We start from the raw sequence: 21,710 nt of genomic DNA on the forward strand, positions 1-21,710 counted from the left end.
AATATATATGATAATTCAATTTATTACAGATTTTTTAAAGCACCGTTTAACTGCCAAAAGCCGACACGGAACGCACTCGCCATTTGTCTATCAATTAGCTGATGAGGTAATTTACGATTTTAACGACAAATCTGATTACAAAAACATAGAACTTCAGCGAAAAAAACTTTTTAATGACGATTCCGTAATCACCGTTACAGACCTTGGAGCAGGTTCTCACCTCAATAAAAATAGAACAAAAAAGATAAGTCAGATTGCAAAAAATGCGTTAAAAAGCCCGCGTTTAGCACAGCTGATTTATCGTTTGGCAAAAAACACTAACCCAAAAACTGCAATAGAATTGGGTACTTGTTTAGGTATTACTACCGCATATCTTTCAAAAGCTTGCCCAATTGCTGAAATTATTACCATAGAAGGTTGCCCTGAAACCGCTGAAGTTGCAAAGAAAAATTTCGCTGATTTAAACTTAAATAACATCGAGTTGCATTTGGGTAATTTCGATTTAATCTTGCCAGATCTAATTGCTAAGCAACCTACATTAGATTTTGTTTACATAGATGGAAATCACCGTAAAGATGCTACCTTGAACTACTTTAAATGGTGTTTGCCTAAAGTTACCGAAAACTCATTGCTCATATTTGATGATATTTATTGGAGCGAAGGCATGAAGAAAGCTTGGGGAGAAATTAAAAACCACCCCGATGTAACGCTAACAGTCGATTTGTTTTGGATCGGTTTAGTTTACTTTAAAAAAGGACAAGCAAAAGAGCATTTTAAATTGAAATTTTAATAATGGAGATAAAACCTAAACTCAGTAGATTCCAGAAACTTTCTGCAGCTAAAATTTTGCTATTAAGTTTTAGCGTAGGAATTGTTGTTTATTTAGGTGCATTTTTTATTCATTTAGAAGCATTAACGCATATTATGCTTGGATGGGACGCTTCCTGTATTGCACTAATTGGTATGCATTGGTACATGTTTTTCCATACTGGCACTTCTCAAACACACTTAAAGGCAAAACTTCAAGACGAAACCAGAGGAGAAATTTTTGCCGTAGTATTAGTTTCAACCTTTGCTGGGCTACTTGCTGTTATACTTCTCCTCCTAAATAAAAATGTGGAGGCGGTAGATTTAACCATCGCATTATCGGGGATGTTTTTGTCCTGGTTTTTGGTTCATACCACTTTTACAATGCGATACGCCCATTTGTATTATGGAGATCGCGAAACAGTTAACGATACAAAAAAGGGTGGAGGTTTGGATTTTCCTGGTGAACATGAGCCCGATTTCATCGATTTTGCTTATTTCTCTTTTGTTTTAGGGATGACCTTTCAAGTTTCGGATGTGGAAATATCCTCTCGAAGATTACGTAGACTAGCGCTTTTGCATAGTATGATTTCTTTCATTTTCAACACCGTAATTGTAGCCTTAACCATAAATGCGCTTGCCGGCTTAAGCAAATAAGTTTCTGCAATTTACAATTCCCCTCTTCTAGAGGGGTGTCCGTAGGATGAGGTGTTTCTTTTATATTACTAAATATCATGGCTGATATTCCACCTACCTATAACTTTTTGTAAATCACCAAGCATCAGTTTATGTTTTTTTTGAAAATGAAAGGTTCTGTGCTTTTGGAGGTTTTCAGTCCCGCTCACACTTCTGCCGAATAATCCCGATAGCTATCGGTACGGCATCTCGCTTCGATCGGGTTTAAAGACAAAAATCGGATGCTTTTGGCAAATCTGCATAGCGTAAAATATAAAATAGTTCCTTTATTGATGGCTTTACCCAACATAAATGGTAGGTAAGCCACAAATCACGGAATAAACAAATTGTTGGTGGTGCTGAGCAAAGGTTTTGCGATTTGCAATTCCCCTCTTTTAGAGGGGTGTCCGCAGGGCGGGGTGTTTTCTTTAATAAGACCATAAATCCGCAACTGGTAGCCTTCCTGTAATATAGCTATTCGCTAGAAACAAGCCACACCTTATAAACCTAACAAAAGCGACACCCCGTCCAGATTTTATATCGGGATTACAAGGGCTACAGCGAATAGCTCCAAGGAGTGCCTTTGATATAGGACTTAAATTGCCATGTAATACTGTCTACTCATTTTTAATAAGTAATTTATAATATTGTAAATCAATGATTTAAGTATTTAAACTGCTTTTTCAGTAATATAACTTATTTTATAGTTGTAAAACTGAAAATTAAGTTATAGATTTGGTTATGGAAGAATTAACCAAGGCAGAAGAGCGGATTATGCAGGTTTTATGGAAACTCGATAAAGCATTTGTTAAAGACATAATCGAGGAGCTTGAAGAAGAACCTAAGCCACCATACAATACCATTTCATCGGTAGTTAGGTTATTGGAAAAGAAAGGTTATGTTGCTTACAAAGCTTATGGGAAAACCTACGAATATTTTCCAGCAATTAGTAAAGAGGAGTACACAAAAACCACATTTTCGAAAATGTTTTCTGGTTATTTCGATAGTTCTCCAGCCAGCTTATTATCGTTTATGGTAAAAGAAGAAAAATTAAGTGAAAAGGATATAGAAGAAATCAAAGCCCTCATTAACAAACGCTCCTAATTATGGAATGGCTAATCTATTTGCTCAAAGTAAGTGCGTGCTCTGCACTGTTTTTTAGTTTTTATTTGTTGGTTTTAAGAAAACTTACTTTCTTTAAAATTAATCGATTTTATTTACTCGCCACGTTATTATTAAGCTTTCTAATTCCTGCCCTGCAATTTAGCTTAGTTAGAACTGTTGATGTACCAAGTTTAATCGTTTCCAATTATCCGCCCACCACACAAGCATATACTTCGGCAGAAGTACAACCAATTATTCAGACTCAGTTAAATACTAATGCTTCAAATTTCAAAAACTTCGATTGGTTAGAAGCAACTCAGTATGGCTATATTTTCATCGCAATTTGTTTACTTTCAATTTGTGTTTGGCAATTATTTCAGCTTACCAAATACGCTAAAAATCATACTGAAACGATTGACGGTTTAAGACTCGTTCCTAAAAAAACGGGATTCACCAATTGTTCCTTTTTTAACTATGTTTTTATTAACGATGAAAGCTTAACCTTAACAGAATTACAGGTTTTGTTAAGGCACGAGCAAGTACATGCCAATCAATTTCATTCTATCGATAAAATCTTATTAATGGTTTTTAAAGCCGTTTTATGGTTTAATCCGATTGTTTATTTGTACGATAAGGCATTAGAAGAAGTGCATGAATTCGAGGCCGATGAAACTACGTCTTTAAGTTTCGGCCATCAAATTTATGCCAACATTTTATTAAAGCTCGCCGTAACCAAAAGTGATGTTCCATTGATTCACAACTTTGTTAAAAGCCCGATTAAAGAACGAATTAAAATGCTATTTAACTCTAAATCGACCGACATTAAAAAATGGACTTATGTACTGATTATACCTGTTATGCTTATTTTAACTTGGTTATTTGCAGTTCAGGTTGTGTATGCGCAGAAGGAAAATTTTAAGAATGTTGAGGAAAAAGAAGCATCAGCGTTAATTGGTAAAACGGTTACAGGGAAAATTATTGGTTTTGAGAAATTGGTGACTGGAAATGTTTTGCAATTAGAATCTGGCAATAAAATTTATCCGATAGAGTGTAGCAGTTTTAGAAGTAAAGTGAATAATGGCGATAAACTTACTGCAAGTGTTTCAGGATACATTAGCAATTTTAAAATAACCCGAGATGGTGTAGAAAAGGTAATCATTGATAAACCTGTTTATACGCTTTCTAAAGTTGCTTTTGCTAATGGAACCTTAATTTGGAAATTTGAAAAATATGCCTTTTTGTACGAGGCTAACAAAGCCAGATTTGCTGATTCCAGAATCAAATCAATAAAAAAGAATAGTAGTGGAGTTGTAAGTAAAATCATTTTGAATGATGGAATTTTTACTATAAACCTCAACGTAGAGAGCCTAAAAGTGAAGAAAACTGCTTTCAAGCCTGGCGATTCTGTTCTTGTTAAGTTTATTGGAGAAAAGCTAATTTCTAAAAATGTTTATTCAACTGATAAAATGATTGTGCTTTCCTCTCAGCCAAAAAAATATGAGTTAAAAAATGAGGTTTTGTACAATCGTTTCTATACTGAGGATGGAAAACAGAAACTTTCATCAGCACTAAGTGATACCACAAAAATTAATCCATCGAAAATTAAAGTAGTTTCTTTTAAAACGATGACAGGCGGAAATACCGATAAAATCTCTCATTTTAGAGATGTAGTAATCGAAGTTAATGGAGATATTTTAAAAGCTGAAGAGGTTGATTTGGATAATCTGAATTATAAAATGACGGCAAAAAATGCACAGCTTAACAGTCACGATGGAAATGTCCTTGAATCAGAGAAAATAGTCTTCGATTTAAAAAAGAGAACCTATCACACAAATCAAAGCATCGATAACTTTCGATACAACGGCAATAACATTGGCGATAAGAATTTAAATGTTAAGGTTGCTTATAAAAACGAAGAGGATAATCAGGAAACTAAAATAGAGTACAGAGCAATTGATTCTGTGAGGCTTAGTAAAGATAAGTCTACGGTTTATCTGTACGGAGATGCAAAGATTTCTTATGGAGGAATAGTTTTAAGAGGTTCAGAAATTGTTTACAATAAAAATCTGAATACTGCGAAAGCAAAACAGGCTTATTTAATTGCTCAGCCTAACCAACCAGCAATTAAGGCAGATTCACTCCAAATTAATTTTGATGATTCGAAAGTAAAGATTTTTGGAAAAGGACCCAATAAATAGCAAAGCTAGAATTTCAGCTAAAAGCTTAAAACGCTTCAGCCAAGCTGATGTAAAATCCGCTTTGACGTTTTTCGTTAGCTAATTTTTCACCTATTCCGTAATCTACTCTAACACTCAATCCTTTTGCCGTATCGAAGAAATATCTGCCCCCAAAACCGTAATTAGGCTTTAAACTTTTAAGATCGAAATTTCCATTGTCGAAAACTTTGCCTGTGCCAGCGAAAGCTACAATTCCGAACCGATTCATAAAGCGATAACGTAACTCTAACTGCGAGGCAATCATGTTTTCATCGCGGTAACGACCGCCATAATAACCACGCATTATTTGGTCGTTACCCAATTGTTGCAATAAATAAAATGGGGTTTTGGAACCTTGGATGGTATAATAAATGCCTTGAACACCCAAAACAATCTTTTTACTAATAGACCAAAAGTTTCTTAAATCGAGTTTAATCTGGCTTCCTGTAAAACTATCGCCACCAAAAAAGTGTGGTGCGTATTGATAAGTAACGCGACCGAAGAAACCATTAGTTGGGTAGTTGTTCGAATTTCGAGTATCGTAACTTTGACTTAAGCCTACGTAAACTACCGAGCCACCATCTTTATCTAAAATTGCAGGATTATTGCTGAAAATTCCACCAACTGCTTGGTCGGTAAATTTATAATTTTCAAAACCAAGAGAAACGCCTGTATAAGCATGATTGACAAAACTTTTTTCTGCATCAAACAATGCTTTAATCTGATTCATGACCAATTTATCTTCATCAGTTTTTTGTGTGTTATTGCCAATTCCGTAAAAATTAAAAGGCATCTTTTTAAAACGGACATCGCCAATAAAATGATATTTATTTCCCGGCGACCAAGCATCACCTTTCAAAGTAATATTGTATGTTTTTTTGGTAGAATAAGTTGCGTTTAAAGAGAAGTTTGAGCTTCTGGTTAACGTATCTTTTCTATCTGTGTAGTACGAATAAATAGCGCCAACACCAAATTCGAAGCCAGTTTCTTGTGCATAACCCAATGACGGAATCGGTAAGAAGCTCGCTTTTCTAGTAGTGTCTTTCTCGTTAGAAAGCATTCTTTTAATCAATTTCATCTGAGCCATGCCTGACATAGAAATCATCAAAAGGATAAGGAAAGCATAAATTCTTTTCATGGCGCAAAGAAAAGGAATTTCCTGAATAAATATTATGGTTCATAAGTCATTTGTTCTTCTTCAACTGCTTCACTTTTTATTCTCTTATGTTTACTAATTAATAATTTCGACTTGCTGACTGATGGTTTAAACCAAGTTTTATGGCGATGGATTTGATGTTGCATTAATAGTTATGGTATTGAGCCATTTAAACCGGATTGAAGGGGAAAGCCCGCAATCCCGATATTTTGGCGGGAGCGGACTTGTACCAAAAAGCCGGACCGCTGTTAACTATTAGCAGTACCAGTGCTTTCCAAAATAGGGCTATCGTAATTAAATATTATTGGCAAAACGCTTTATGTTTTAACCTTTCGGGCTAAATGCCTATTTTTGCCGCAAAACAACACAAAACAAAATGAGCAATACACGAGGACCAATATCTCAGTTTATGGAGCGTAATTACCTCCATTTTAATGCGGCGGCGATGATGGATGCAGCAAAGGGTTACGAAACGCATTTGGATGAAGGTGGTAAAATGATGATTACTTTAGCTGGTGCCATGAGTACTGCAGAGTTGGGCATTTCGCTGGCAGAAATGATCCGTCAGGATAAAGTTTCTATTATTTCTTGTACTGGTGCCAACCTAGAAGAAGATATTATGAATCTGGTTGCACATTCACATTATAAACGTGTACCTAATTATCGCGATTTAAGTCCTCAGGATGAATGGGACCTTTTAGAAAACCATTATAACCGCGTTACGGATACTTGTATTCCAGAAGAAGAAGCTTTCCGCCGTTTACAAAAGCACATTCAAAAAATTTGGATGGATGCTGAACAAGCTGGGGAACGTTATTTTCCACATGAGTTTATGTACAAAATGCTTTTAAGTGGCGATTTGGAGCAATACTATGAAATTGATCCAAAAAATTCGTGGATGCTTGCGGCTGCGGAGAAGAATTTGCCAATTGTTGTTCCGGGGTGGGAAGATTCTACAATGGGTAATATTTTTGCCTCTTACGTAATGAAAAAGGAATTAACGGCAACTACTGTAAAAGGTGGTATTGAGTATATGGGTTGGTTGGCCGATTGGTATATTGCAAACAGTGGGGGTAAAGGAATTGGATTTTTTCAAATTGGTGGCGGTATTGCTGGCGATTTCCCAATTTGCGTAGTACCGATGCTATATCAAGATATGGAAATGGAGAACATTCCTTTCTGGAGTTACTTCTGCCAAATTTCAGATTCAACAACTTCATACGGTTCATATTCTGGTGCTGTTCCAAACGAAAAAATTACTTGGGGCAAGTTGGATATCCATACGCCGAAGTTTATTGTAGAAAGTGATGCGACAATTGTAGCACCGCTGATGTTTGCTTGGATATTAAAACAATAAATATTTAAGTATTGGGAGTTTCATAACGCAATAAGAACTGATAATTGCAAATCGAAAACTCTCAACACGAATCAATAATAGAGTGGCCGTTTTAGATTTCGATCAAAATGGCCATTTTTATTGCTCCAGAGCCTTGAATCAGCATTTGTTTAGAATGATTATAAATTGTATTTCCAGTCACTATTATGTCATGGGATTTATTAATAAGTTATACTTTTGTTCAAGTTTTGATGGGGTTCTTTCAACTCAGGCATCAATTTCACAACAAAAAGTAAATTAAATAAGTATAAAGTGTTCATTATGAGAGATATCTCGATGATTTTAAAAAGCGTTTGGAAGTCGTTATTCTTGTTTTCAGCTATTTCCGTTATAGCGGTTTCGACCGTTAGTGCGCAAGATGCTAAAGAAGGAAGAACGCTTTTCAAAGCTAAGTGTTCTTCGTGCCACGCATTAGATGCTAAATTGATTGGTCCTGCCTTAACGGGCGTTAGTGATCGTCATCCAGAAGCCTTCTTGCTAAAGTGGATTCCGAACTCACAAGGTTTAATTGCTTCAGGCGATCCTGCTGCTGTTAAGCTTTTCAATGAAAACGGTAAAATTGCAATGACTTCTTTTCCAGAATTGGACGAGGCGAAAGTTAAAAGCATTTTAGCGTATGTTAAAGAAGGTGAGCCGAAACCTGCTGCTGGTGCTCCAGGCGCTACTGATGCAAATACAGTTGCTAAAGATGATGTTTCAGGATTATCTATCGCTGGAATCGTTGCTATTGTATTAGTTGCTATTGTAATTTTAGTAATCTTAGGTCGTGCGAGCAAATTGCTAGAGCGCTTAATTTTACAAAAACAAGGTATCGAGATTGAAGAGGATGTGCCTTTGAAAGTTGGTGTTCGCAAGATGTTCAAAAACAAGAAATTTGTTATGTTCTTCATCTTGTGTTTAATCATCGCTTTAGGTTCATGGGGTTGGATGGGCATGTGGAATACTGGTGTTCATACTGGTTACCAACCGGTACAGCCAATTAAATTCTCACACGAGTTGCACGCTGGGATTAATCAAATCGATTGTCAGTATTGTCACTCAGGTGCATTCAAATCTAAAAACGCATCTATTCCATCATTAAATGTTTGTATGAACTGCCACAAAGCAGTACAGGCAAGAGATAAATATGACGGACAGATTTCTCCTGAGATCAAGAAAATCTACAATGCTTTAGGTTACGATCCAGAAACTCAGAAATACGACGAAAGTAAATCAAAACCAATGGAGTGGGTACGTGTACACAATCTTCCAGATTTTGCTTATTTCAATCACTCTCAACACGTAGTTGTTGCAGAAGATGCTATTCGTAAAGCAAAAGGATTACAACCAACAGAGCCTGTGTGTTTCGCTTGTCACGGTCCGGTTAATACAATGGAAGAAATTTATCAATATTCTCCATTAACCATGAAATGGTGTATTAACTGCCATAAAGAAACAGATATTTCTGGTCAGAAAAACAATGCTTTCTACGCTAAGGTTATCGAAGCGCATGAGAAAATTAAAAAAGGCGAGAAAATTACACCAGCGTTATTGGGTGGTTTAGAGTGTGGTAAATGCCACTATTAATAGATTAGAGTTTAGTAAGAACGTTCGATAAACAGTAATATAGCTTAAATGGAAAGCAATAAAAAATACTGGAAAGGCTTAGAGGAGTATAACAATACACCCGATTTTGTTAAAAATAACAAAAACGAATTCGCCGAGCCACTTCCAATAGAAGATGTTTTAAATGAAGCAGGGTTAAGTACCGTTACCCCACGCCGCGACTTTTTAAAGGCGTTAGGTTTTGGTTTAGGTGCTGTAACTTTGGCGGCATGCCAAAGTACCCCGTTAAAAAAATCTATCCCTTATTTGGTAAAACCTGAAGAAGTAACTCCAGGTATTCCTAACTATTATACTTCTAGCTTTAATGGCCAGAGTATCTTAGTAAAAACAAGAGAGGGTCGCCCAATTAAAATTGAACCAAATCCAAATGCGGGTCAATTTAACTGTGGTACGGATGCAAGAGCGCAAGCTTCTGTTTTAGATTTATATGATGTTTCTAAATTAAAAGCACCAGTTCTTAAAACGAAAGAAACTACTTGGTCGGAGATTGATGGTTTTGTAAAATCAGAATTAGCTAAAGCACAAGCTTCAGGTAAAAAAATCCGTATTGTTGCTTCAACAGTAAGTAGCCCATCTACAAATGCAGTTATTACTGGTTTCATTACGAAATATCCTGCAGCTAAATTGGTTCAGTACGATGCTGTTTCTTATACAGGGATTATTCAAGCCAATCAAAATAGTTTTGGTAAAGCAGTTTTACCAAAATACAATTTCGATAAAGCAGATTTAATCGTGAGTTTCGGTGCCGATTTCTTAGGCACTTGGATTAGTGGCGAGGAGTTTACTGCTCAATACACTTCTAATCGTAACTATAAATCATTAGAAAATAAAAAAATGAGCCGCCACATTCAATTCGAAAGTGGAATGAGCTTAACAGGTACTAATGCAGATACTCGTGTTCCGGTTAAATTATCTGAACAAGGACCAGCTTTAATCGCTTTATATAATGCAATTACTGGCGGTGCTTTACCTGGTGGAACGTTAGATAAAAACGCAACTGCTGATAAAGTAATTAAATTAGTAGCAAAAGAATTGTTGCAAACTAAAGGCAAAGGCTTAGTTGTTTGTGGTTCTAATGATGTTTCTACTCAAATTTTGGTAAATGCCATTAACGCCGCAATTGGAAGTTATGGTACTACTATCGATTTGGATAACGCTTGCTATTTATATGCAGGTAACGATGCTGAATTTAATGGTTTAGTTGCTGAAATGAGTCGTGGAGAAGTTGGTGCAGTTTTATTCTTAAATAGCAACCCAGCTTACGATTCGATTGATAGCAAAAAATTCGCTGATGCTTTAGCAAAAGTACCTGCTAAAATTTCATTCTCTGATCGTTCTGATGAAACAGCTTCACTTTGTGATGTTATTGCAATTAATCATAACTATTTAGAATCTTGGGGTGATGCAAATGCTTACGAAGGATATTATTCTATCGTACAGCCAACCATCAATCCAGTGTTCAACAGCCGTCAAGCTGAAGAAAGTTTATTAGTTTGGGCTGATGCTCCAGTTAAAGATTACTATCAGTTTGTTCGCAACAATTGGGAAACCAAAATGTTGCCAGCTTTAGGTATTAAATGGGATGAGGTTTTAGATAAAGGTGTAGTTTCAGTAACTGCAAAACCTGCAGGTGCCTATTCATTCAGCTTATCTTTAGCAGCCGTTGCTACGTCGATTGTTAACAGCAGCAAAGCATTAGATAAGGACGTTCAATTACAGGTTTATGAAAACATCGCAATGCGTGATGGTAAAAATGCAAACAATGCATTCTTACAAGAATTACCTGATCCAGTTTCTAAAGTAACTTGGGATAACTATGTTGCTATCGCTCCAAAATATGCGGAGAAATTAAATATTAAAGAATTTGATGTTGTAACTGTAAAAGGTAGCAACGGATATTCAATAGATCTTCCTGTTTTAGTACAACCAGGACAAGCACAAGGAACAGTTTCAATTGCCCTAGGTTATGGCCGTACCAAAGTTGGTAAAGCTGGTAATGATGTAGGTAAAAATGCTTTCCCGTTTGCTTCTTTTGTTAACGGAACTATGCAATATGCTACTACCGTAACGCTTACCCCAACAGGTGGCCATTACGAATTAGCACAAACACAAACTCACCACTCTTTTGAAGGCCGTAACGTAATCCGTGAAGCTACTTTTAAAGAATATTTAAAAAACCCTGCTGCTGGTACAGGTAAAAGCGAAGAAGGACATAAAAACTATGACCTTTGGGATCAATACGAAAAACCAGGTAACAACTGGGTTATGGCAATCGATTTGAATGCTTGTACAGGTTGTGGTTCTTGTGTTGTTGCTTGTAATGTAGAAAACAATATTCCTGTTGTTGGTCGTGATGAGGTTCGCCGTCGTCGTGAAATGCACTGGATTCGTATCGATCGTTATTACAGCTACGAAACTAAAGACGGTGATGTAACAAGAGAAAAGGAAATTGCTAAGTTGGAAGATTTAGATCATGTTTCTGTTGTTCACCAACCAATGTTGTGTCAACATTGTGATCACGCACCTTGCGAAACAGTTTGTCCGGTATTAGCTACTGTACACTCAAGTGATGGTTTAAACCACATGGCTTATAACCGTTGCGTAGGTACACGTTACTGTGCAAATAACTGTCCATATAAAGTACGTCGTTTCAACTGGTTTAACTACTGGAACGATTCTCGTTTCGATAACTATTTAAATAACGAGTTTACTCAATTGGTTTTAAATCCTGATGTAACTACACGTTCTCGTGGGGTTATGGAGAAATGCTCTATGTGTATTCAACGTATACAGGCTGGAAAATTGAAAGCTAAAATTGAGAAACGTCCATTAAAAGATGGCGATATTAAAATGGCTTGTCAAGAAGCTTGTTCAGCAAATGCCATTGTATTTGGTGATTCAAACGATCCAAATTCAGAGGTTTCTAAAGCATTACGTTCTGAGCGTATCTACTACGTATTAGAAGAAATTAACGTGAAACCAGGTATCGGATACATGACAAAAATTAGAAACACAGATACAACAGTACAAGCGTAAGCTTTAGTATAAAGAAAATACAAATTATGTCAGGACATAACGAATCAATACTTAGAGAACCATTAATTACCGGAGATAACATCACGTATGCAAAAATTACGGATGATATTTTAGGCCCGGTAGAGAATAAGCCAAACAAAGCTTGGTGGATCGGGTTCACTTTTGCCTCATTAGGTGCTTTACTTTGGGTTGTAGCAGTTAGCTATACTTTCTGGAACGGTATCGGTGCTTGGGGATTAAATAAAACAGTTGGATGGGCATGGGATATCACCGGTTTCGTATGGTGGGTTGGTATTGGTCACGCAGGAACACTGATCTCTGCAGTACTATTACTATTCCGTCAAAACTGGCGTAACTCAATTAACCGTTCGGCAGAGGCGATGACCATTTTCGCCGTTATTTGTGCGGCAACTTATGTTGTATCTCACATGGGCCGTCCTTGGTTAGCGTATTGGGTTTTACCTTTACCAAATCAATTCGGATCTCTTTGGGTAAACTTTAACTCACCATTGGTGTGGGATATGTTTGCAATCTCAACTTACTTCTCTGTATCATTATTATTTTGGTACACAGGTTTATTGCCAGATATCGCTACAATCCGCGATCGTGCAGTAGGCACACGTAGAAAAATCTATTCTATCTTTTCTTTTGGATGGAGCGGAAGTGTTAAAACATGGCAACGTTTCGAAGCTGTGTCTTTAATCTTGGCCGGTATCTCTACACCACTTGTACTTTCGGTACACACAATTGTATCAATGGACTTTGCAACATCGGTAATTCCGGGATGGCACACTACAATTTTCCCTCCTTACTTTGTTGCTGGTGCAATTTTCTCAGGCTTCGCGATGGTGTTAACCTTATTATTGGTTGCACGTAAAGTATTGGGTCTTGAAAACTACATCACCATGTTCCACATCGAGTCGATGAATAAAATCATCATCTTAACAGGATCAATCGTAGGTGTAGCGTATTTAACAGAATTCTTCATTGCATGGTATTCAGGTTCTGAATATGAGCAATACGCATTTATCAACCGTTCTACTGGTCCATACTGGTGGGCATACTGGATGATGATGACTTGTAACGTAATCTCGCCACAATTACTATGGTTTAAAAAGATTCGTTTAAGCATTAGAGCAACATGGATTTTATCAATCGTTGTAAACGTGGGTATGTGGTTCGAGCGTTTCGTAATTATCGTTACTTCATTACACCGTGATTATATTCCATCAAGCTGGGCAATGTTCTATCCAACTTGGGTTGATGTAAGTGTGTTTGTAGGTTCAATTGGATTGTTCTTTACCTTATTCTTATTATTCTTAAGAGTATTACCATCAATTGCTATTGCTGAGGTTAAATTATTATTAAAATCTGCAAGTGAGCAAGCTAAGATGAAACAGATTAAAGAAGGACATGAGAATAAAGAATATGTGGCAGAGTACATAGAATCTTTAGAGAAATTTGATAGTGTTAAACAAGAAGATTACGCAAAAATATAACAATGAGTGATATCAAATATATTTTAGGCAGCTTTGGTGATCCTGATGAAATGATGCATGGCATCGATGTTCTTCAGGAAAATAACATCAGTATACATGATGTGTATACTCCAATGCCTATACACGGAATAGAAGCCAAATTAGGAGTTAAAAGATCGAGAATTGATATTGCAGCATTTTGCTTCGGTATTACAGGAACCTGTGCAGCTTTCGCTTTAATTTATTTTTGCGCAGTTATCGATTGGAGAGTAAATATTGGTGGTAAGCCATCATTCGCATTGCCGGATTTTATTCCGATAATGTTCGAATTAACAGTATTGTTTTGTGCTTTTGGTATGGTTTTAACTTACTATGCTTCAACACATTTATTTCCAGGAAGAGCTCCAAGAGTAATGGATCTTCGTGCAACTGATGATCGCTTTGTAATTGCAGTTGATGCAAAAGAAAATGCGGAGCATACCGTAATTGATGAATTATTAAAAAACGCTGGTGCTTTAGAAGTAAAGTATAATGAAAGGAAGTACATTAGCTATGAATAAGAATAAATTTATTTACACTGCGCTTTTAGCTATTGCTTTTGTAGCTACATTCTCGGCCTGTAAAGATAAACGTAGTACTGGTTTAGAATATGCCAGGAATATGTATGATCCGATTGCTTATAATCCAGATCAGCCAAATAAAAATTTTAAGGATGGTAAAACTGCACAGTTGCCACCAGCTCACACAAAACCAGTAGGTTTTACAGAGTATGATGAATATCCTAACACAAAAGAAGGATATGAAGCAGCAGGTGTTAGCATGGTAAATCCATTACCTGTAGATACACTTAACCTTGTTGATGGCAAACATTTGTTTACAGTTTTCTGTAGCCCTTGTCACGGTGATAAAGGAGATGGACAAGGACACTTAGTTAAAATTGAGAAATTTAGCGGTGTACCTTCATATTACGAAGGAAGTTCATCAAGAGGTGGTGCAATGGCTGATCTTACTGATGGTAAAATCTACCACACGATAACTTATGGCGTAAACAACATGGGTTCGCATGCTTCACAAATTTCTCCGAGTGATCGTTGGAAAGTGGTGATGTATGTTAAACAATTACAGTTACAAAAAGGACAATAAGTAAACAGAATATAAATGGGAACTCACAATATTAATTTTAGTGAACAATTTGAGTTTACAGGAAAAGTAAAAACTTTGAGCATAGTCGGTATCGTTTTAGGTATTGCAGCTATTGCTTACGGTTTCTTAGCTGGCGATAAAGTAATGCACGAGCGTACTTTTGCCAACCTGTTACTTATGGGATATTACTTTGCATGCGTTTGTATGTCGGGTACATTTTTCCTTGCTGTTCAATATGTAGCTCAAGCAGGATGGTCTGCATCAATTTTACGTGTACCACAAGCAATGGCAAAAACATTGCCTATTGCAGCTATAATACTTGTTGTAATTATTTCAGCTGGATTATACACACACAATTTATACCACCACTGGCATGCCGATGGTTTAACTGATCCAAACAGTCCTAACTATGATTCTTTAATCGCTGGTAAAGCAGTTTTCTTAAATGTTCCTTTCTTTTTAGGACGTCAAGTCGTGTTTTTAGGTGTTTATAGTATTTTCTCTATGCTTTTTGTTAAGTATTCATATAATGAGGATTTGGCTGGAGGATTAAATTCTTACAGGAAAAGTTTTAAAAATGCTTGTATCTTCTTGGTAATTTATGGATTTACAACTCCAATTTTTGCTTTCGATACGATCATGTCTCTAGAGGCTCACTGGTTCTCAACTATGTTTGGTTGGTACAACTTTGCCGCTATGTGGGTAAGTAGTTTAGCAACAATTGCAATTATCATTATCTTATTAAGAAGAGCTGGTTATATGCAATGGGTTAATAATAGCCATCTACATAATTTAGGTCAGTTTATTTTTGGTTTCTCTATCTTCTGGACTTATGTATGGTTCGCACAGTTCTTATTAATTTACTATGCAAACATGCCTGAGGAAACCATTTATTTCTACAGACGCTTTGAATATTATAAGTTCTGGTTCTTCTTAAACTTGGCAATGAACTTCTTAGCACCAGTATTATTGTTAATGGATAGAGATAACAAAAGAACAGACAAGAAACTTTTATTTGTTGCCATCGTGGTATTGTTAGGTCATTGGGTAGATTACTACCAAATGATTATGCCAGGCGCAGTAGAAGATGGACATAATGGTTTTGGTATTATCGAAATTGGAACAGCAATAGGTTTTGTAGGATTGTTTACCTTTACGGTTTTAACATCCCTAAGCAAAAAGCCTTTAATAGCGAAAAATCACCCATTATTACAGGAGAGTTTGCATCACCAGCTTTAATTTGGTGATTATATAAGGGCAAATATTTAATTATTATTATAATAGAAGTACGGCGTACTACTTTTAAGAAAATGAGTTTAAGAAAGTTTATCACGAATAAAACGACCGCAGCTTTAGCAGTATTACTTACTGTTTTTGCAAACACCAGCGCATTTGCACAAAATGCAGCAGCAGCGGCGGCACCTAAGGTTGATATGGGCGAGGTCTATAAGTCAGTAATATTTTATATTCTGGTTTTTCTTGCTGTTTGTTTATTCATAGCAATTGTGGGTAAAGCCCTAAAAGTTTATGAATTGAGCCGTGAGGCACAAGGCAAAGAAGGTGGTATCAACTGGAACAGAGTAAATTCTAGTTTATTTGCACTGTTTTTAGTTTTAGGTTTATATGGTGTGTATTGGGAATATACAGTTCATGGAGCAATGTTGCTTCCAGATGCTGCATCTGTTCACGGAAAACGTATCGATGATATGTTCAACTTAACGTTGATCATTACAACCATCGTTTTCATTGCAACACACATCTTGTTATTTGGATTTTCTTACATCTACAAATATTCAGCTAAAAGAAAAGCTTACTATTACCCACATAATAATACAATTGAAAAAATCTGGACAATTGTTCCTGCATTGGTTTTAACTGTATTGGTATTAATGGGTTTCTTAACTTGGAGATCAATTTTCTTCAAAGTTGAAGATCCAAACCACAAGCCACTTCAAATTGAAGTTACTTCAGAGCAATTTAAATGGTCTATTCGTTATCCAGGCGCTGATGGAATTGTAGGACACAAAAACTATAAACTAACAACAGCTAGTAATACCTTAGGGATCGATTTTAGCGATTTAAAATCTCGTGATGATTTAATGGCTGATGAGATGGTTATTCCAGTTAACAAACCAGTTAAACTGATCTTGAACAGTAAAGATGTAATTCACAGTTTTTACATGCCACACTTCAGAGTTCAGTTGAACACGGTACCGGGTATGCAGACAATTTTTGAATTTACACCAACAAAAACTACTGCTCAAATGCAAGAGGAAACGAACGATCCTAACTTTAAGTTCCTTTTCTATTGTGCTAAAATTTGTGGTGCTGGTCACTACAACATGCAAAAAGATGTCCGTGTAGTTTCTGAAAAGGAATACGAAGAATGGTTAACTAAACAGAAAACCTACTTAAACGACGATTTGAGAAAACAATTTAATTTGCCAGTGGCACCTGCGCCTGTGAAATCAGTAGCAGATTCAGCAGCTAAAGATTCAGCAGCTGTGAAACCCAACCAAATGGCTTTAAATAAATAATATACTGCAGAGCGAAAGAATTATGTCAACAATAGCATTACACGACGAACACAATCACGATCACGCTGATCATGGGCACCATAAGGAGACTTTGATTTCAAAGTATGTTTTCAGTATGGATCATAAAATGATTGCTAAGCAATTCCTAATTACAGGTATTATCATGGCAGTTATCGCTATGGGCTTATCAATTTTATTCCGTATTCAATTGGCATGGCCTGATAAAAACTTCCCATTCCTAGAAACTTTCTTAGGTAAATGGGCAGAAGGTGGCCGTATTAAATCAGATTTCTATCTAGCTTTAGTTACTATTCATGGTACCATCATGGTATTCTTTGTTTTAACTGCCGGATTGAGCGGTACCTTTAGTAACTTACTAATCCCATTACAAATAGGCGCAAGAGATATGGCATCGCCATTCTTAAACATGCTTTCATACTGGTTCTTCTTTATGGCTTGTGTGGTAATGATGTCTTCATTCTTTATTCAAACAGGCCCTGCATCTGGTGGTTGGACAGTTTATCCTCCATTATCTGCATTGCCAACTGCAATACCTGGTTCTGGATTGGGGATGACCTTGTGGTTAATTAGTATGGTTATGTTCGTTGCATCATCACTAATGGGTGGTATCAACTACGTAAGTACAATTTTAAACATGCGTACTAAGGGTATGGATCTTTGGAAAATGCCTTTAACAATTTGGGCATTCTTCCTAACTGCTATCTTAGGTATATTATCTTTCCCAGTATTAGTTGCTGGTGTGGTTTTATTAGTATTCGATCGTAGTTTCGGTACAAGTTTTTACTTGTCTGATATTGTGATGGGAACTACAATTTTACCAAATGAGGGTGGTTCTCCAATTCTATGGCAACACTTATTCTGGTTCTTGGGTCACCCTGAGGTATATATTGTAATTATGCCAGCTTTGGGTATTTCATCAGAAGTAATTTCAGTAAATTCACGTAAACCGATCTTTGGTTACCATGCAATGGTTTACTCACTAATTGGTATAACAGTACTATCATTCATTGTATGGGGTCACCATATGTTTGTAACGGGTATGAACCCATTGTTGGGTGGTGTATTTATGATTACTACATTGATTATTGCGGTACCATCAGCTGTAAAAACATTTAACTATTTGGCAACATTATGGCGTGGTAACATTCGTTTCACACCTGCAATGTTATTTGCAATTGGTTTAGTATCCTTCTTTATTTCTGGAGGTTTAACAGGAATCTTCTTAGGTAATGCATCTTTAGATATTAACTTACACGATACTTACTTTGTTGTTGCCCACTTCCACTTGGTAATGGGATCTGCAGCTATTTTTGGGATGCTTGCTGGTGTTTACCACTGGTTCCCTAAAATGTTCGGTAAAATGATGAATGCTAAACTTGGATATTTACACTTCTGGTTAACATTTATTGCAGCATACTTAGTTTTCTTCCCATTACACTTTTTAGGTTTAGATGGCGTTCCTCGTCGTTACTATGCTTTCACAGAGTTTGAATTTATGAAGAAATGGTTAACTGTAAATATATTTGTAACATGGGCAGCGATTTTAGCAGCATTAGCGCAAATAGCTTTCTTGTTTAACTTCTTCTATTCAATTTTCAAAGGAAAGGTATCACCTCAAAATCCATGGGAATCGAATACTTTAGAATGGACTGCTCCAGTAGAACATTTACATGGAAACTGGCCAGGAGAAATTCCAACAGTTTACAGATGGCCTTACGATTATAGCAAACCTGGTCATGATGCAGATTTCATTCCTCAAACTGTTCCTTTCTCTCAAACAATGAGTTCTAATTTACCTCACGATTTTGAAGGAAATGCAGAAGCAGAAAAAATACAGCAAGATTGGGAATTGGCAAATCCAGTTGTACAAAATAAAGGCTAGTTTAGAGCTTTAAAAAATTAAAAGGGGTATCTGATTAAGTTTCTGCTTATCCAGATGCCCCTTTCATCTTAAATAATATATGATCAGTAGATCAGAACAACGTTTCATTAGGATTAACCTCATAACCATAATAGTTACGCTATTGGTTATTTTAGCGGGTGGTATTGTGCGCAGTACCGGCTCTGGAATGGGTTGCCCAGATTGGCCGAAATGTTTTGATCGATATATTCCACCAACTAATGCATCAGAACTTCCTGCAAATTATAAGGAAAAATATGTTGCAAGTAGGGTTAAAAAGAATGAACGCTTTGCAAAATACTTAGAAAGTATGGGCAAGGTTGCATTGGCTGATAGTATTAGAAAAGATAAAAGTATAACGATACCCGAAGAATTTAATCCGGCTAAAACATGGACGGAATATTTAAATAGGTTAGTTGGAGTATTGGCAGGCATATTTCTATTGCTCACTGCAATCTATTCATTTGCTTATAAAAAGACGGCTAAACGAATAATTGTTCTGAGTATTTTAAATATTGTTGTTGTTGTATATCAGGCTTGGTTAGGATCTATTGTAGTTTCTACAAACTTGGCTCAATGGGTTGTAACAGTACACATGCTTTTAGCATTGGTTATTTTAGCAATCTCTATTTATACCTATAACTACGCAAAGCAACTCCATAAAACGCCGTCGGTAATTATGTATCGGATTTTATGGTTGAAAGGTTTTTTGTTTTTTACAGTATTGTTAAGTATAGCCCAAATTGTTTTGGGAACAGAAGTTAGAGAATCCATCGATGTGATTGCAAAATCATTATTATATGGAAGTAAGCAAATCTGGATTACTAAAGTAGGATCAGTATTTTCTTACCATAGAGATTTGGCCATATTGGTTGTAATTTCTAATGCCATTGTTTATAAAATGGTTATTGATAGATTTAGTGGGAAAGCAGCGCCATTATTAACCGCAAGGTTTATATTAATTACGTTACTTATCCAATTATTAAGTGGTATTGCATTGGCGTACATAGCTTTTCCACCTGCAGCGCAAGCATTACATATTTTGTTTTCTACGCTGTTATTTAGTTTACAGTTTTATCTGTACTTGTTGGTTTATAGAACAAGTACTTATAAACAATAATATTAAGAGAATTGAAACAAGTTATTTCTGATTTTTCTAAGCTGGTAAAGTTCAGGTTGAGTTTTACGGTTGTATTTTCTGCCTCAATCTCATTTTTGATCGGACAGAAAATGCAAGTTGGGAGAGGCAATATACCTTCCATTGATTGGGGAAATTGGCTTATTTTAATTGCTGGAGGATTTTTAGTTACAGCTTCCGCGAATTGTTTTAACGAAATTATAGAGAAAGACTTGGATAAGTTAATGACTCGAACCAAAGATCGCCCAATGCCTGCCGGTAGAATGACAACCGGACAAGGATTAATTTTGGGTGTATTTATGGCTTTCTTAGGCACATGGTTGTTGGGTAAGCTCAACTTAGAAACAGGATTATTATCTGTATTTTCAATTTTGTTATACGCATTTGCTTATACCCCATTGAAAAGGAAATCGCCGATTGCAGTATTTGTGGGTGCAATACCAGGAGCTTTACCTCCACTTATTGGATACCTAGCCGCATTTGGAAGTTTAAAGGCAGAAATGTTTCATGAGATTGATTACTATATCGCAGGGATTTTATTCTTAATCCAATTTGTTTGGCAGTTTCCACATTTTTGGGCAATTGCCTGGGTTTTGGATGATGATTATAAGAAGGCCGGTTTTAGATTGTTACCAACAAAGAAACGGGATAAAACTACCGCTTTGCTTACATTTTTAAGCACGTTGGTTTTAATTCCTGTAAGCTTAATGCCAACCTTTTACGGGTTTGGTGGTTACTATATAGCAGGATTATCAATCATTGGTGGTCTTATTTTTAGTTGGTTGGCACTTAAACTTCTATTGAACAGAGAATTAGTGGATGCGAAACGTGTTATGTTCTGTTCATTTTTTTATATCCCAGCAGTGCAGTTGGGCTTATTATTAAATTTTATCGCGAAATAATTTATGATTTTAGCAATGAAAAATATTCCAGATACATTTGATCCAAAACCCAGAAAGTTTATCGTCTGGCTATTTGTTGTATCCTCTACCATCATGTTTGGTGGCTTTACAAGTTATTATTTAGTATTTGCCGCATCGAAAGGAAAAGGGCATGGCTTGGTTTTACCAGATGCTTTTATTTACAGTAGTTTAGTTATTATTGCCAGTAGCATTACATTAATATTGGCATCCAGAGCATTAAGAAAATTAAACTTTAGCTTACAGAGAAATCTGCTTTGGGTTACGGTTATTTTGGCCATAACTTTTGGCTTTATGCAGTTTAATGCATGGGGAAGTATGGTTAAAACAGGTGCCACCTTAGTTGGTAACAATGCAGCAATCTCGTTCATCTATATTGTTTCTGGAATGCACTTGTTGCACATTATTGCTGGTGTTGCACTTATTATCAGTACTTTAATTGGGAGCTATAGAAATATTCCACTTGCAAAGAGCCAATACCGAATGGAAATTGCTTCTATTTTTTGGCATTTTATAGATATATTATGGATATATCTGTATGTTTTTTTACTTTTGAACCGTTAAATTTGTTAACAAAC

17 protein-coding genes are annotated in these 21,710 nt (G+C 36.2%); 16 read left to right on the forward strand and 1 reads right to left on the reverse strand.

What is annotated here, in order from left to right; genetic code table 11:
• The first annotated feature begins 7 nt into the window (after positions 1–7).
• The 4 genes from H7U22_RS01310 to H7U22_RS01325 all read left to right on the forward strand — a co-directional run bounded on the left by H7U22_RS01310 (position 8) and on the right by H7U22_RS01325 (position 4,784).
• Positions 8–790 (forward strand): O-methyltransferase, encoded by a 783-nt coding sequence (locus H7U22_RS01310; RefSeq protein WP_187069532.1) that lies wholly within the window; start codon positions 8–10, stop codon positions 788–790.
• Between the two features lie 2 nt (positions 791–792).
• On the forward strand, positions 793–1,464 hold the full coding sequence (locus tag H7U22_RS01315) for a DUF1345 domain-containing protein (RefSeq protein WP_187069533.1): 672 nt from the start codon (positions 793–795) through the stop codon (positions 1,462–1,464).
• 759 nt (positions 1,465–2,223) lie between these two features.
• Positions 2,224–2,586, forward strand: a complete 363-nt coding sequence (locus H7U22_RS01320; protein WP_187069534.1) for a BlaI/MecI/CopY family transcriptional regulator — start codon at positions 2,224–2,226, stop codon at positions 2,584–2,586.
• Between the two features lie 2 nt (positions 2,587–2,588).
• Entirely contained in the window at positions 2,589–4,784 is a 2,196-nt protein-coding gene (locus H7U22_RS01325; RefSeq protein ID WP_187069535.1) for a M56 family metallopeptidase, read from the forward strand.
• A 25-nt stretch (positions 4,785–4,809) separates the two neighbouring features.
• Here the strand turns inward: H7U22_RS01325 and H7U22_RS01330 are convergent, their stop codons facing one another.
• Positions 4,810–5,940 (reverse strand): BamA/TamA family outer membrane protein, encoded by a 1,131-nt coding sequence (locus H7U22_RS01330; RefSeq protein WP_187069536.1) that lies wholly within the window; start codon positions 5,938–5,940, stop codon positions 4,810–4,812.
• Positions 5,941–6,334: 394 nt separating this feature from the next.
• Here H7U22_RS01330 and H7U22_RS01335 point away from each other — a divergent pair, with 394 nt between their 5' ends.
• The 12 genes from H7U22_RS01335 (at position 6,335) to H7U22_RS01390 (ending at position 21,696) form a co-directional block, all read left to right on the forward strand.
• Positions 6,335–7,315, forward strand: a complete 981-nt coding sequence (locus tag H7U22_RS01335) for a deoxyhypusine synthase family protein (protein ID WP_187069537.1) — start codon at positions 6,335–6,337, stop codon at positions 7,313–7,315.
• A gap of 300 nt (positions 7,316–7,615) precedes the next feature.
• Entirely contained in the window at positions 7,616–8,920 is a 1,305-nt protein-coding gene (locus tag H7U22_RS01340) for a c-type cytochrome (protein WP_187069538.1), read from the forward strand.
• Positions 8,921–8,968: 48 nt separating this feature from the next.
• Positions 8,969–11,995, forward strand: coding sequence for a TAT-variant-translocated molybdopterin oxidoreductase (locus H7U22_RS01345; protein ID WP_187069539.1), 3,027 nt, complete (start codon positions 8,969–8,971; stop codon positions 11,993–11,995).
• Between the two features lie 26 nt (positions 11,996–12,021).
• On the forward strand, positions 12,022–13,494 hold the full coding sequence (gene nrfD, locus H7U22_RS01350) for an NrfD/PsrC family molybdoenzyme membrane anchor subunit (RefSeq protein ID WP_187069540.1): 1,473 nt from the start codon (positions 12,022–12,024) through the stop codon (positions 13,492–13,494).
• Between the two features lie 2 nt (positions 13,495–13,496).
• Positions 13,497–14,033: a DUF3341 domain-containing protein gene (locus tag H7U22_RS01355; protein ID WP_187069541.1), complete on the forward strand. Its 537-nt coding sequence runs from the start codon at positions 13,497–13,499 to the stop codon at positions 14,031–14,033.
• On the forward strand, positions 14,005–14,616 hold the full coding sequence (locus H7U22_RS01360) for a c-type cytochrome (RefSeq protein ID WP_187069542.1): 612 nt from the start codon (positions 14,005–14,007) through the stop codon (positions 14,614–14,616). The genes H7U22_RS01355 and H7U22_RS01360 overlap by 29 nt, the downstream gene beginning before the upstream one ends.
• A gap of 15 nt (positions 14,617–14,631) precedes the next feature.
• A complete protein-coding gene (locus H7U22_RS01365) occupies positions 14,632–15,855 on the forward strand; it encodes a quinol:cytochrome C oxidoreductase (protein ID WP_187069543.1) in 1,224 nt (407 codons plus the stop codon).
• 71 nt (positions 15,856–15,926) lie between these two features.
• A complete protein-coding gene (locus tag H7U22_RS01370; RefSeq protein ID WP_187069544.1) occupies positions 15,927–17,153 on the forward strand; it encodes a cytochrome c oxidase subunit II in 1,227 nt (408 codons plus the stop codon).
• A 22-nt stretch (positions 17,154–17,175) separates the two neighbouring features.
• Entirely contained in the window at positions 17,176–19,056 is a 1,881-nt protein-coding gene (locus tag H7U22_RS01375) for a cytochrome c oxidase subunit I (protein ID WP_187069545.1), read from the forward strand.
• A gap of 79 nt (positions 19,057–19,135) precedes the next feature.
• A complete protein-coding gene (locus H7U22_RS01380) occupies positions 19,136–20,194 on the forward strand; it encodes a COX15/CtaA family protein (protein ID WP_187069546.1) in 1,059 nt (352 codons plus the stop codon).
• Between the two features lie 11 nt (positions 20,195–20,205).
• Complete coding sequence (gene cyoE, locus H7U22_RS01385; RefSeq protein ID WP_187069547.1) at positions 20,206–21,114, forward strand: heme o synthase; 909 nt, start codon at positions 20,206–20,208, stop codon at positions 21,112–21,114.
• A gap of 15 nt (positions 21,115–21,129) precedes the next feature.
• Complete coding sequence (locus tag H7U22_RS01390) at positions 21,130–21,696, forward strand: cytochrome c oxidase subunit 3 (protein WP_187069548.1); 567 nt, start codon at positions 21,130–21,132, stop codon at positions 21,694–21,696.
• The last annotated feature ends 14 nt before the right edge of the window (positions 21,697–21,710 follow it).

This window comes from Pedobacter fastidiosus (genome assembly GCF_014306625.1).
Taxonomy (GTDB): domain Bacteria; phylum Bacteroidota; class Bacteroidia; order Sphingobacteriales; family Sphingobacteriaceae; genus Pedobacter; species Pedobacter fastidiosus.